Below are 13,188 nucleotides of genomic sequence, written 5' to 3' on the forward strand. Positions count from 1 at the left end.
CTTCTACCTACCCTATAAACTCTCGAAAGTGGGGGGAGAGTGAAAAACTACGATCAAGAAAGGATAGTGCAACATAACCCTAATTGTCGGACTATTAGGTTAACAGCAGGCCCGGTGGAATTTGTGCCAAGAGATCAGGGTTTTCAATATTTGCCAGATTTCGTCTTTCAGTTACTAGAATTTCAAAAAGAATCTGGGATTAAGTATGATTTAGTGCATACTAATTATTGGTTATCAAGTTGGGTAGGAATGGAACTAAAGAAAAGACAAGGAACTAAACAGGTTCATACTTACCATTCTTTAGGGGTGATTAAATATAACACCATAGAAAATATTCCTTTGGTGGCAAGTCAACGTTTAATAGTAGAAAAACAAGTATTGGAAACAGCGGAAAGAATTGTTGCCACCAGTCCCCAAGAACAGGAACATATGCGATCGCTTGTTTCCAAAAAAGGCAAAATTGATATTATTCCCTGTGGGACAGATATTCAACAGTTTGGTTCAGTGGAAAGAGAAGCCGCCAGAGCTACTTTAGGAATTGATCCAGAAGCTAAAGTAGTGTTATATGTAGGTAGATTCGACCCCCGCAAAGGCATAGAAACCTTGATCAGGGCAATGCGGGAATCTAAGTTTTACGAATCCAAACAATTGCAGTTGATTATTGGTGGTGGTTGTACACCGGGAAATAGTGATGAAAAAGAACGCGATCGCCTCACCGGAATTGTCAACGAGTTAGAAATGGGTGAATGCACCTCTTTTCCCGGTTGTCTGAGTCGGCATATATTACCAGCTTATTTTGCTGCTGCTGATGTTTGTGTTGTTCCCAGCCACTATGAACCCTTTGGGTTAGTAGCTATCGAAGCTATGGCCTGCGGTACACCTGTAGTCGCTAGTGATGTCGGTGGATTACAATTCACTGTTGTTAATGAAGAAACTGGTTTATTAGTGCCGCCGCAAAATGTCCCAGCTTTTAACCACGCTATTGATCGGATTCTTGGCAATCCTGTATGGCAACAAGAACTAGGAAAAGCTGCTAAAAAGCGTGTTATCAATAAATTTAGCTGGCATGGTGTAGCGAGTCAGTTAGATGAACTCTATACCCAACTGTTGCAACAATCTGTTAAAGAACCCGCATTAGCAATTAAATAGGGAATAGAGGAGAGGCAGGGGTCAGGGGGAATATTTATTCCTAATGACAACTGACAATCCGTGCATAGTTGTAAGATAGGAAAGCATCAATTGACACTCTCAGCGGATCAAGCCTGAGAGACTCTTGGTTCACGGAAACCACTTAATTTAGATTCCTTGCCTTCTCTAAGGGATATACAAAAAATAAAATCCCCAATTAACGATTCAGAAATTATATGAATAATAGTCAATTAATGAAATTAAATAATATAAACCGAATATTTTTCACAATTAACAAATTGTTTTTGAATATTGTTAACCTCCTCCCCTAATGAGGAAGAGGCTGATTAAAAAAGCAGTTAAAAAAAGCTCATTTCATTAATATGGCCAAGTCCAATCGCGGATTTCTGGCATATCTTCACCGTGTTTCTGGATATATTGCTTATGTTCAATTAGCTTATCTTGTAATTGTTGTTTTACATAAGCTGCTTTAGAACCTAACTTTGGTACACGGTCAATTACATCCATAACCAAGTGAAATCTATCTAAATCATTCATCACCACCATATCAAAAGGTGTGGTTGTTGTTCCCTCTTCTTTATAACCACGCACATGAATATTCTGATGGTTTGTATGCCGATAGGTGAGACGATGAATTAACCAAGGATAACCGTGAAAAGCAAAGATAACAGGTTTATCTGTTGTGAAAATTGTATCAAAATCCTTACTACTTAAACCGTGAGGATGTTCACTTTGTGGTTGTAGTGTCATTAAATTCACAACATTGACAACCCGCACTTTTAAGTCTGGGAAATTCTGTCTTAAAATATCCACAGCAGCTAAAGTTTCCAAAGTAGGAACATCTCCAGCACAAGCCATAACTACATCAGTTTCACCGTTTTGGTCACTACTTGCCCATTCCCAAATTCCTAAACCTTTCGTACAATGTTTAATTGCCGAATCCATGTCTAAATATTGTAAGGCTGGTTGTTTACCCGCCACAATCACATTGACATAATTCCGACTTCTTAAACAATGGTCGGTTACTGATAGCAAAGTATTAGCATCAGGTGGCAGATAAACACGAATAATTTCGGCTTTTTTGTTAATTACATGATCAATAAAACCAGGATCTTGGTGAGAGAAACCATTATGATCTTGTCGCCAAACGTGGGAAGTGAGAAGATAATTTAAAGATGCAATTGGTCTTCTCCAAGTAATATGACGAGTTGTTTTCAACCATTTGGCGTGTTGGTTGAACATCGAATCAATGATGTGAATAAAAGCTTCATAACAGGAGAAGAAACCATGACGACCTGTTAATAAATAGCCTTCTAACCATCCTTGACAATTGGTTTCGCTGAGGATTTCCATTACCCGACCGTCGGGTGATAAATGGTCATCTTCCGGGAGAATTTCCGCATCCCAAGCGCGGTTTGTCACTTCAAAGACAGGATCTAAACGATTAGATGCGGTTTCGTCAGGACCAAAAACGCGGAAGTTACGGCTTTCGTCGTTCAGTTTCATAATGTCGCGCAGAAACTTACCAGTAACTTTGGTAGCTTCGGCGTTAACTGTTCCTGGTTTGGGTACTTCTACCGCATAGTTGCAGAAATCAGGCATTTTCAAATCACGCAGCAAAATTCCGCCGTTAGCGTGGGGGTTGTCTCCCATGCGACGCTGACCTTTAGGGGCTAATTCTGCGAGTTCGGGAAGGAGTTGACCATTGGTGTCGAAAAGTTCTTCCGGTTTGTAACTTTTTAGCCAATCTTCCAGCAATTGCAGATGTTCCGGTTTACCAGCTATATCACTAAAAGGGACTTGGTGCGATCGCCAATAATCCTCTGTTTTCTTCCCGTCCACTTCCTTGGGACCGGTCCAACCTTTAGGAGTCCGTAAAACAATCATCGGCCATTGCGGTCTTTCTTTGAAACCATGTACCCGCGCTTCTCTTTGGATACCTTGAATTTCGGGGATAATTGTATCTAATACTGCTGCCATTTTTTGGTGAACTTCCGCCGGATCAGAGCCTTCAACAAAGTAAGGTTTATAGCCATAGCCGATAAATAGGCTTTCTAACTCCTCATGGGGTATCCGTGCTAATACTGTGGGGTTGGCAATTTTGTAACCGTTCAAATGCAGAATTGGTAAAACCGCACCATCAGTAACCGGGTTAATAAATTTGTTAGAATGCCAGCTAGTTGCCAAAGGCCCAGTTTCCGCTTCTCCGTCACCCACAACCGCCGCAACTATCAAATCAGGGTTATCAAATACCGCCCCGTAAGCGTGAACTAAAGCATAACCTAATTCTCCCCCCTCATGGATAGAACCAGGGGTTTCCGGGGCGACGTGGCTGGGAATACCACCAGGAAAGGAAAATTGCTTAAATAGTTTTTGCATCCCTTCCGCATCTTGAGAGATGTTAGGGTAATATTCGCTATATGTTCCTTCCAAGTAGGTATTGGCAACAAGTCCGGGTCCACCATGTCCAGGACCAGCTATGTAAATTGCATTGAGGTCGTATTTTTTGATAACTCTGTTGAAGTGGGCGTAAATCAAATTTAGCCCTGGAGTAGTTCCCCAATGTCCTAAAAGTCGGGGTTTGACGTGTTCTTGTTTGAGGGGTTCTCTGAGTAAGGGATTGTCAAGAAGGTAAATTTGGCCAACAGACAGATAGTTAGCAGCACGCCAATAAGCGTTAATTTGTTGCAATTCTGTGTCTGTTAAAGGTTTTATCTGTGGAATACTGGCAATAGTCATTTCAAACTCCAGTGTAAAGTATTTGCACCAATCAATTTTAAACCCCATTGTCAAGAAGTAGGGGCGCAGGGCTTGCGCCCAGTCGGAATACCTGTACCTCCGGCTGTTCACCTACTTATATCAGATATTCTATATCCTGAATCCTTAAACTCCATCCACATTAAAACCTATAGTTTTGGAAAAATTAAGGTAATCTAATTTGAAGAGGAAATTAGATCAGCCAAATGGGTGAAAATGCAATTCTAAGTATCATAAAAAAACGAAAATATCCGCAATAAAATTCCCAAGTATAAATCACCGATTATCCATGATAGAAACCGACTGGAAGACCGTCAAAACCTACGAAGATATCATCTATCAAAAAACTGACGGTATCGCCAAAATCACCATTAACCGTCCCCACAAACGTAACGCATTCCGTCCTAAAACCGTATTTGAATTATACGAAGCCTTTTGGGATGCTAAAGAAGATACCACCATTGGCGTAGTCCTATTTACAGGTGCAGGACCTCATACAGATGGAAAATATGCCTTTTGTTCAGGTGGTGATCAAAGTGTACGTGGACAAGCAGGTTATGTAGACGAAACCGGAATCCCCCGTTTAAATGTCTTAGACTTACAACGCCTCATTCGTTCCATGCCCAAAGTAGTAATTGCCCTAGTCGCGGGTTATGCTATTGGCGGGGGTCATGTTCTCCATTTAATTTGTGATTTAACTATTGCGGCTGATAATGCCATTTTTGGGCAAACAGGACCCAAAGTAGGGAGTTTTGATGGTGGTTTTGGGGCTAGTTATTTAGCCAGAATAGTAGGACAGAAAAAAGCCAGGGAAATATGGTTTCTCTGTCGTCAATATAACGCCCAAGAAGCCTTAGAAATGGGTTTGGTTAATACTGTCGTCCCTGTAGAACAACTAGAAATAGAAGGCTTACAATGGGCGCAAGAAGTGTTAGAAAAAAGTCCTATAGCCATTCGTTGCCTAAAATCAGCATTTAACGCTGACTGTGACGGACAAGCTGGTTTACAAGAATTGTCTGGTAACGCTACTCTGCTTTATTACATGACAGAAGAAGGTGCAGAAGGAAAACAAGCCTTTTTGGAAAAACGTCCCCCTAACTTCCGGGATTTTCCCTGGTTGCCTTAAATTTATTTGATAATGAAACTCTATTTCTCACAGTGTTTTACTTCTTCTTTGTTCTTATGACTTCTGACTGGGCGCAGGCCCTGCGCCCCTACCTCCTGGTACATACTAAAATCGCACCCTGCTGTGGAAGGTGCGATTTCTAAGGATGTCAAAATTGGAAACACTAACAAATTGCCAGTCCAATTTTATTAAGGTGGACAGAAAATTAATGACCGTAATCATGGATAGTTAAATGAGTACGCTTTGATTTTTTACTTCTTGTGTAGCGGAAGTAGGAATGTCTTCGACAGAGGCTACTGTAACATGATCCAAATCAGTCGGGAGAGTTTGAGCAGCCGCAAAAACAGGTTTGGCTACTGGTAAACTCCAAGCATCTTCTAAAGTTTCCCAAGCTGGTGCAAAAGCGGCCATGACCAAAGGACAGGCTTTCCAGACCCCTTGGACTGGTGCGCTCAATTTTTCACACATACCACCACGACGACCTTGTGGCTGGTAATAACGACAATAACGACAGGTAGATGTTAAACGCTTAATTAGTTTCATGTGCCTTCATCTTCAGTACCATTCAGGACTACTTATCACACTTATATATCTTGCTTCTTGAGCAAAAAGAGCAAAAAGGGCAACAAGTCATTATTGGCTATGGGTTCTAGCTGTTATTAGTTGTAAATGGACTTTAGAATGTCTTTAGATTCTTGTTATATTTGTAAATGATTGTTAGAGTGCCTACATATTTATTTTCATCTAAAACTTATTGGGGATCAAGATGAAAACATTAATTTTGGATTTCCTGGGTTTGGAAAAACGTTACTTTAGATAGAGTTGAAATCAGTTTTTAGCATTTAATTTACTTAATGATTCACAAGAGTTCAATATTTTCAGTCAATAGCTAAATTATTTATCCTAACTGCTTGGAGCAGCAGAGAGAACAAACTTCCCAGCGTTCAAGTTCACCTGTTGGAGTGGGACATTGACATTGGGGACATAAGGGGAGATGATGCGATCGCTCTTGCATCCTCTTAGCCCAATTCTCAAAAGCACCCAAAGCATTGTCAATATTGGGTTGAACTAACTTATCACCAATCAAATCATCAGCCACATAACTAGGATGTTCTGATGCCGAAACAGTTGCTTCTGTTCCCGTTATTGATGAATTTTTCCACTCGGCTGTAGAAAAGCGAATATCTACCAAAGACGTAGATAGCTTGTCATTTAATTTCATCAATATAGTTTTCCGCCCAAAAGTCAAATTTTGCGCCCAAGCAGCACTAGAAGTTGCTACCCACAAAACATCACGCTGAATAGACAAAGGACGAGTTTGAGCGGCTACCGCAGTCCCCACAACTTCTACCCAACACTTCAGTAACCGCAGCAATACCTGTTCTTGCCATTGTGGTGAGCGTTGAATATTCCCTAAAACCTGATCAATTGACTTAAAAGACATATTGTGTTAGTAGTTTTACCATAAAATAACTGAATACTGACAATCAACTTTCGTTAGGATGAGGAGAATTAATTACACAATTGATTTTTCTGTTCCCTGTTCCCTGTTCCCTCTCTCAACGAGTGAACTTAATTTTGTCCGACTACCTGTATTAAAAATTCATTTAATCATCTACCCTAAATCCATCTTAAACAATGAATCAAAATCCTTTGATAGATTCTACCAAATCCCCCCAAAAACCAGGCTTAAATCCTACCTTAACCACCGCACTGGCTAGTTTAGAAATACAATTAGATCAAGAATTAACCAGATATAGACGCACACGCAAAAACACCAAACCACAAACAGCAAGAAGTGGAGAAAGTTACACTAATTATCAAAAAACAGCCTTGTTTAACGAGATTCAACTACCAGCAGTTCCTCCTGTCACCATTCCCTCCGAAAATCCATTCTTGACGAATGACACTGAAACCATTAATTTTCCCCAAGAGTTTGCTAACTCAGACATAGAAGAAACCCCAACTCCTCCAAACCTAGAAAAATCAACTAGCAGTATAGTTCCCACCAAAATTCCATCTTCTGAAAACCCAACCCTCCTCACCACAAATGATCCTCCTCAACAACCAAATGATTATTTAGAATCTAGTGAGGCATTATTGCGGAGTTTGACAGCCGAAGTACCACAAAATCAAACTTCTAATTCTCCTAAATCCCGTGATAGTGTCTTATCACCTCTAGGTATTGGTTCAATGCTGTTGCTATTATTGGCAAGTTTGACTTTAGGTTATGTCGTCTTCAATCCCAAAAATTTACCCAGATTGAATTTCAGCAGTTTACCAAACAATAATTCATCAAAGACTGCGAAAAATACAGAAATTATGGAAAATAATTCTCAACTGACTACCGAACCCAAAATCACCCCCATAGCTAAATATCCTAATTTAGCCACCCAAGAATTTCGACAAGTCAGAGATCCTAAAGATGTCGTAGATTTAACACCAAAGGTTAAACCGACTCCCCAAATCATCCCCACTCCTCTAGTTATTCAACCTTCCATAACTCCTATCTCTCCATTACCGACACTTTCTCCCTTACCCAATAACATTCTCTCTCAATCCACACCTTTACCAAAGCCTACAGCTACTTCATTACCCCTAGTAGAAGATGTCAAACCATCAGCTAATGGGTACTATTATATTATTGCGGATAATCAAGGCGACAAAGCCTTAACAGCCGCCAAACAAGTCGTTCCTGATGCTTATTTATCACCAAATAAAAAATTTATTTATTTAGGTGCATTGAAAACCAAGGATGAGATTAAGCGCAGATTGCAGGAATTAGAAGCAAACGGCATTAAAGGACGATTACAACAGCCATAATCAAAAAATGCTGGTCTTGCTGAATTAAATTTCCTGAATTTAACTCTAAAAACTCTTATCTTTGCGTCTTTGCGCCTTTGCGTGAGGCTAACTCATACTCATTTCCTGCCATATTATGATTTAGGATGACAGTATTACAAATCTCAAAGTTTGGTAAATGGTCAAGGTAAAGCCAACATGGAAGTTATTAACCGTATTCTGCGGGTGATTCGCGCTAATTTCAATAGTTTGGTTAGCAATGCAGAAGATCCAGAAAAAATTCTGGAGAAGGCTTTCATGGAAATGCAGGAGAATTTGGTACAATTGCGTCAAGGGGTAGCTCAAGCGATCGCCACCCAAAAACGCACAGAACGCCAAGCAGCCGCCGGAGAATCCCAAGCCGCAGAATGGTATCGTCGCGCCCAATTAGCCCTCCAGCAAGGTAATGACTCCCTCGCACGGGAAGCTCTCACCAAACGCAAATTTTACCAAGAAACCGCGACAACTTTAACCAGCCAAATTCAACAGCAACAAGATGTAGTCGCCAAATTAAAGCAAGATATGCGGACTTTAGAGTTAAAACTGGCTGAGGTAAAAACTAAAAAAGATATGTATATCGCTCGCGCTCGTTCCGCTGAAGCTTCCTATCGGCTGCAAGAAATGCTAACTGGTGCTTCTGCTACATCTAGTTTAGGTGCATTAGAACGAATGGAGGAAAAAGTCTTACAGATAGAAGCACAATCAGAAGTTGCTAGTACACTGGGTGGTGATGATCTAGAAAAAAGATTTGCATCCTTAGATTCTCATCATGATATTGATACAGAACTGGCAGCCATGAAAACTTATATGCTCAATCCAGGAGAAAATCCGCAGCCAGATCATAATTTACCCAAAACACCCGAACCATAACTTTTCCTGGTTAATATAGATAATTAATAGGTTCATGATTCAGAATAGAAAAAAAGATAGTAATCCAGACTGGAAAGACTACATTGGCATAGGTAGCTATTAATATAGTAGAAAAGCTAACTATCTAATCAAGAGCGTAAACCTCTAAAGGAAAAATAAATTTATGGGATTATTTGATCGCCTTAAACGAGTAGTTGGTGCTAACTTAAACGATTTAGTCAGTAAAGCCGAAGATCCAGAAAAAATGCTGGAACAAGCCCTCTTAGAAATGCAAGAGGACATGGTGAAGTTGCGTCAAGGGGTAGCCCAAGCGATCGCCGCCCAAAAACGCACTGAAAAACAGTATAATGAGGGACAAAACGAAATTAATAAATGGCAGCGCAATGCTGAACTAGCTATCAAAAAAGGTGATGAGAATCTTGCCCGTCAAGCATTAGAGCGCAAGAAAAGTTTTACAGAAAACTCTACTGCTCTAAAAACTAGTCTAGATCAGCAAACTGTTCAAGTTGAAGGTCTCAAGAAGAATTTAATCCAGTTAGAGAGCAAAATTTCGGAAGCCAAAACCAAGAAAGAAATGCTCAAAGCCCGGATTACTGCTGCTAAAGCCCAAGAACAATTGGGAAATATGGTTAGTGGTATGAGTACCAGTAGTGCCATGTCTGCTTTTGAGCGCATGGAAGAAAAGGTATTACTTCAAGAATCCCGCGCTCAGTCAGTAGGAGAATTAGTAAGTGCAGATTTAGATCACCAATTTGCCCAGTTAGAATCTGGTAGTGGTGTTGATGATGAATTAGCTGCTTTGAAAGCATCTCTAGCACCTGCACCAGAACCAAAACTACTCACCCCAGAACAACCCAGCACCGCAACTCCAGCCCAACCAAGCAGCACCGCTAAACCTGCTGAACCAGTTGATGCTGAATTGGAAGCTCTACGCAAGCAATTGGATAATCTGTAATTTTTGCAGATAATTTGATTCAGTTAATCCCACACATCCTAAGTTGTGGGATTTTGCTTCATCTTTCTAAATGATTATGATAAATTACCAGATGAAACGCTGATAGAATCAGTATTTTATAATCTAAAATCCTTCGACTGAGCAAAGCCAAAGTCCAAAATCTTATAACAACTGACTCTCAGATTGAGATAGAGTATTTTGTAAACGAACTTCATTAATTTATGCTGCTTTATGGAGACTACAATGAACAAGGGTGTAATCACTATCACTGATGCAGAGTTTGAAACGGAGGTATTACAATCCGAGCAGCCTGTATTAGTTTATTTCTGGGCTTCTTGGTGTGGTCCTTGTCAATTGATGTCACCAGTGATTAACTTGGCTGCGACAACTTACAGCGATCGCCTAAAAATTGTTAAAATGGAAGCTGACCCTAATCCAGTCGCTGTCAAACAATATCAAGTAGAAGGTCTTCCGGCTTTAAGGTTAATTAAGGACAACCAACTATTAGAATCTATTGAGGGAGTAATTGGTAAAGATAAATTACTCAGTTTTTTGGAAAAGCATTTAAATAATAATTAGTTACCCGTCAGTGATCAAAACTCTATAGTTTCTGATCACTTACTCATGACTAATGACCAATAAATAATAATTAAAATGCAATTTGCCACCCGGTTACAACCTTTAAAATCTAACGTATTTGCCGATATGGACACAGCCAAGTCCATTGCTTTGGCTGCTGGAAGAGAATTAATTGATTTATCTTTGGGTTCATCAGATTTACCTACCGAGAATCACATCATAGAAGCGATCGCTCAATCTCTCCATGATCCTAGCACTCATGGCTACTTATTATTTCGTGGTACTCAAGATTTCCGTAAAGCCGCAGCCCAATGGTACGAGCAAAAATTCGGTATCCCAGTTGACCCAGAAACAGAAGTTTTACCCCTCATTGGTTCTCAAGAAGGAACAGCCCATTTACCTTTAGCCGTGCTTAATCCCGGCGATTTTGCCCTATTATTAGATCCTGGTTATCCTTCCCATGCCGGAGGAGTATACTTGGCTAGTGGTCAAATTTACCCCATGCCAATAAAACCAGAAAATAATTTTTTACCAGTTTTTAGCGATATTCCCCCCACCGTTTTAGCCAAGTCGCGGTTAATGGTATTAAGCTATCCTCATAATCCTACCAGTGCGATCGCCCCATTATCCTTCTTTCAAGAAGCCGTAGCTTTTTGTCAACAACATAATATTGTTCTTGTTCACGATTTCCCCTACGTAGACTTAGTTTTCACAGAAGAAACCCAAAATCGTTCGACTGAGCGAAGCCGAAGTCCAAAATCCCTTGTTCCCTCAATATTGCAAGCAGACCCCGAAAAAAGCGTCTCCATTGAATTTTTCACCCTATCAAAGTCTTATAACATGGGTGGCTTCCGCATTGGTTATGCAATTGGGAATCCGCAATTAATTCAAGCCTTAAAGCAAATCAAAGCCACCGTTGATTTTAATCAATATATAGGAATTTTAAACGGAGCGATCGCCGCCCTCACCGGACCCCAAAAAGGTGTAAAACTTGCCGTTGATACATTTCGTCAGCGCAGAGACACCTTCATCAAAGCCTTACACCGTATTGGTTGGAACGTTCCTACCCCCCAAGCCACAATGTACATTTGGGCAAAACTACCCCCACAATGGAGTCATAATTCCATAGAATTTTGCACCGAACTAGTTAAAAAAACAGGCGTAGCCGCTTCCCCAGGAGTCGGCTTTGGTGAATTTGGAGAAGGATACATTCGCTTTGCATTAGTACAAAAACCAGAAATATTAGAAACCGCAGTAGAGAGAATTTCCCAGTTTCTCTATTAAGGAATGTGAATTAAATAAAGTGCAAAAGTAGGGTGTGTTATACTAAAAACGGTTGAGACATGGACTTTTGTAAAATCACGAAAACCCCAGATTTGTAGGGGTTTAGCACTGCTAAACCCCTACCTGGAGAATCAAGTAATTAAGCCGTGTTGAGTATAGCGACAGCGTAACGCACCATTTCAGTTTAAATAAGAATTGTAGGTTATTAAATTTGCGTTCCTAACTCAAATTTCCAGTCCTCTATTTGAACTTGGTAAATTTCTGTTTTTATCCTGTTAATCCTTTGATCCTGGATATCCTGATTCAGACATCCTTAAATCATCCTCATACTCAAATCCAACCACTTAGACTGAGTAATAGGCGCACTAGTAGAAATATAATCAACACCAGTTTCCGCCACAGCGCGAATAGTCTCCAAATTTACATTACCAGAAGCCTCAATCTTCACCCGATTATCTTCTTCACGAATCAATAATACAGCCTCACTCATCATAGACAAAGGCATATTATCCAACATAATAATATCTGCTTTATACCGTAAAGCTTCCCACACCTGTGCTAGACTTTCCGTCTCCACCTCAATAGTCAAAGGATAAGGAATTTGAGAACGAACGCGGGTAACAGCTTCTCCAATCCCCCCAGCCGCCACAATATGATTATCCTTAATCATCACCGCATCATCCAAACCCATCCGGTGATTCATCGCACCACCCAAAGCACTAGCGTACTTTTCCAAAATTCTCAACCCTGGAGTAGTTTTGCGCGTATCCACCAACTGAGCAGGTAAATCAGCTATTTTTTCCACATATATATTAGTCAAACTCGCAATTCCACTCAACCGCATCACCAAATTCAAAGCCACCCGTTCCCCCATTAACAGCGTATCCAGTGAACCATTAATTTCCGCTACCACCTGTCCCGGTTCACACTTTGCTCCCTCAGCGGTAACATTCACAAACTCAACTTCATTATTCAAAAGCTGAAACACCCTAGCCGCAACCGGTAAACCCACAATTATCCCTGGTGCTTTCGCTATCCACTTCGCCTTTCTCATAGCAGAATTTTGGGATAATAGAGATTGAGTAGTCCGATCTCCTCTACCAATATCCTCCAACAACCAACTTTGTAACAATTGATCCAACACCAAAAATGGTGGTAGTACAGCCACTGAACTCTTCATATCATCTCTAATATCTATACCCAATCAACACTATCAATAATTGTCTTTCTTTCCCTAGTGACTCAAAAAATCCCTGAAAGTGGAACTCCACAAATTCAGCTAAATCAAAAACACCACTAAATACGGCAGAAATCTCAAAAATTCTAACGCTGACAACCCTTGTCCCACAAGGATTTTCGATAAAACGAAAAACAAATTCAGAAATAGTTTAAAAAAAGAGTTGACAAAGCAAAGCAAGTTCGATATATTAAATAAGTGCCTGAAGCGAAGCGAAACAAACGCACCGCCGAAAAGCGCACCGAACCTTGAAAATATTATAGTTTGAAAGCCAGAATACAACAAGTACCCTGCGTCAGAAAAAGAAAATAACCTGACCGTGGTTGTAAAAACGGTTAAGAAAGAGCTTATAACAGACGAACCAAAATGGAGAGTTTGATCCTGGCTCAG

At 40.3% G+C, this 13,188-nt stretch carries 11 protein-coding genes; 7 read left to right on the forward strand and 4 right to left on the reverse strand.

Features of this window, described 5'->3' with window-relative positions; genetic code table 11:
* Nucleotides 1-39: 39 nt before the first annotated feature.
* Nucleotides 40-1,149 (forward strand): glycosyltransferase, encoded by a 1,110-nt coding sequence (locus tag FJR05_RS14475; RefSeq protein WP_371416895.1) that lies wholly within the window; start codon nt 40-42, stop codon nt 1,147-1,149.
* Between the two features lie 357 nt (nt 1,150-1,506).
* Here the strand turns inward: FJR05_RS14475 and FJR05_RS14480 are convergent, their stop codons facing one another.
* On the reverse strand, nt 1,507-3,888 hold the full coding sequence (locus tag FJR05_RS14480; protein WP_168644743.1) for a phosphoketolase: 2,382 nt from the start codon (nt 3,886-3,888) through the stop codon (nt 1,507-1,509).
* 307 nt (nt 3,889-4,195) lie between these two features.
* Between FJR05_RS14480 and menB the strand changes: the two genes are divergently transcribed.
* Entirely contained in the window at nt 4,196-5,032 is an 837-nt protein-coding gene (gene menB, locus FJR05_RS14485) for a 1,4-dihydroxy-2-naphthoyl-CoA synthase (protein WP_174783713.1), read from the forward strand.
* A 228-nt stretch (nt 5,033-5,260) separates the two neighbouring features.
* On the opposite strand, the gene FJR05_RS14490 is transcribed toward menB, so the two are convergent.
* Together FJR05_RS14490 and FJR05_RS14495 are read right to left on the reverse strand one after the other, a co-directional pair.
* Nucleotides 5,261-5,575 (reverse strand): hypothetical protein, encoded by a 315-nt coding sequence (locus FJR05_RS14490; RefSeq protein ID WP_168637273.1) that lies wholly within the window; start codon nt 5,573-5,575, stop codon nt 5,261-5,263.
* 355 nt (nt 5,576-5,930) lie between these two features.
* Complete coding sequence (locus FJR05_RS14495) at nt 5,931-6,476, reverse strand: DUF721 domain-containing protein (protein WP_168644744.1); 546 nt, start codon at nt 6,474-6,476, stop codon at nt 5,931-5,933.
* A gap of 194 nt (nt 6,477-6,670) precedes the next feature.
* Here FJR05_RS14495 and FJR05_RS14500 point away from each other — a divergent pair, with 194 nt between their 5' ends.
* The 5 genes from FJR05_RS14500 to FJR05_RS14520 all read left to right on the forward strand — a co-directional run bounded on the left by FJR05_RS14500 (nt 6,671) and on the right by FJR05_RS14520 (nt 11,561).
* Nucleotides 6,671-7,855: a hypothetical protein gene (locus tag FJR05_RS14500; protein ID WP_168644745.1), complete on the forward strand. Its 1,185-nt coding sequence runs from the start codon at nt 6,671-6,673 to the stop codon at nt 7,853-7,855.
* A 177-nt stretch (nt 7,856-8,032) separates the two neighbouring features.
* A complete protein-coding gene (locus FJR05_RS14505) occupies nt 8,033-8,743 on the forward strand; it encodes a PspA/IM30 family protein (protein WP_168644750.1) in 711 nt (236 codons plus the stop codon).
* Between the two features lie 163 nt (nt 8,744-8,906).
* Nucleotides 8,907-9,698, forward strand: coding sequence for a PspA/IM30 family protein (locus tag FJR05_RS14510; RefSeq protein WP_168644746.1), 792 nt, complete (start codon nt 8,907-8,909; stop codon nt 9,696-9,698).
* Nucleotides 9,699-9,941: 243 nt separating this feature from the next.
* Entirely contained in the window at nt 9,942-10,277 is a 336-nt protein-coding gene (locus tag FJR05_RS14515) for a co-chaperone YbbN (protein ID WP_168644747.1), read from the forward strand.
* A 66-nt stretch (nt 10,278-10,343) separates the two neighbouring features.
* Nucleotides 10,344-11,561: an LL-diaminopimelate aminotransferase gene (locus FJR05_RS14520; protein ID WP_168644751.1), complete on the forward strand. Its 1,218-nt coding sequence runs from the start codon at nt 10,344-10,346 to the stop codon at nt 11,559-11,561.
* A 313-nt stretch (nt 11,562-11,874) separates the two neighbouring features.
* On the opposite strand, the gene nadC is transcribed toward FJR05_RS14520, so the two are convergent.
* The gene (nadC, locus tag FJR05_RS14525; RefSeq protein ID WP_168644748.1) at nt 11,875-12,741 is read right to left on the reverse strand and encodes a carboxylating nicotinate-nucleotide diphosphorylase; all 867 of its coding nucleotides are present in this window, start codon (nt 12,739-12,741) and stop codon (nt 11,875-11,877) included.
* Nucleotides 12,742-13,188: the final 447 nt, after the last annotated feature.

It is taken from the genome of Dolichospermum sp. UHCC 0259 (assembly GCF_009711935.1).
Classification (GTDB): domain Bacteria; phylum Cyanobacteriota; class Cyanobacteriia; order Cyanobacteriales; family Nostocaceae; genus Dolichospermum.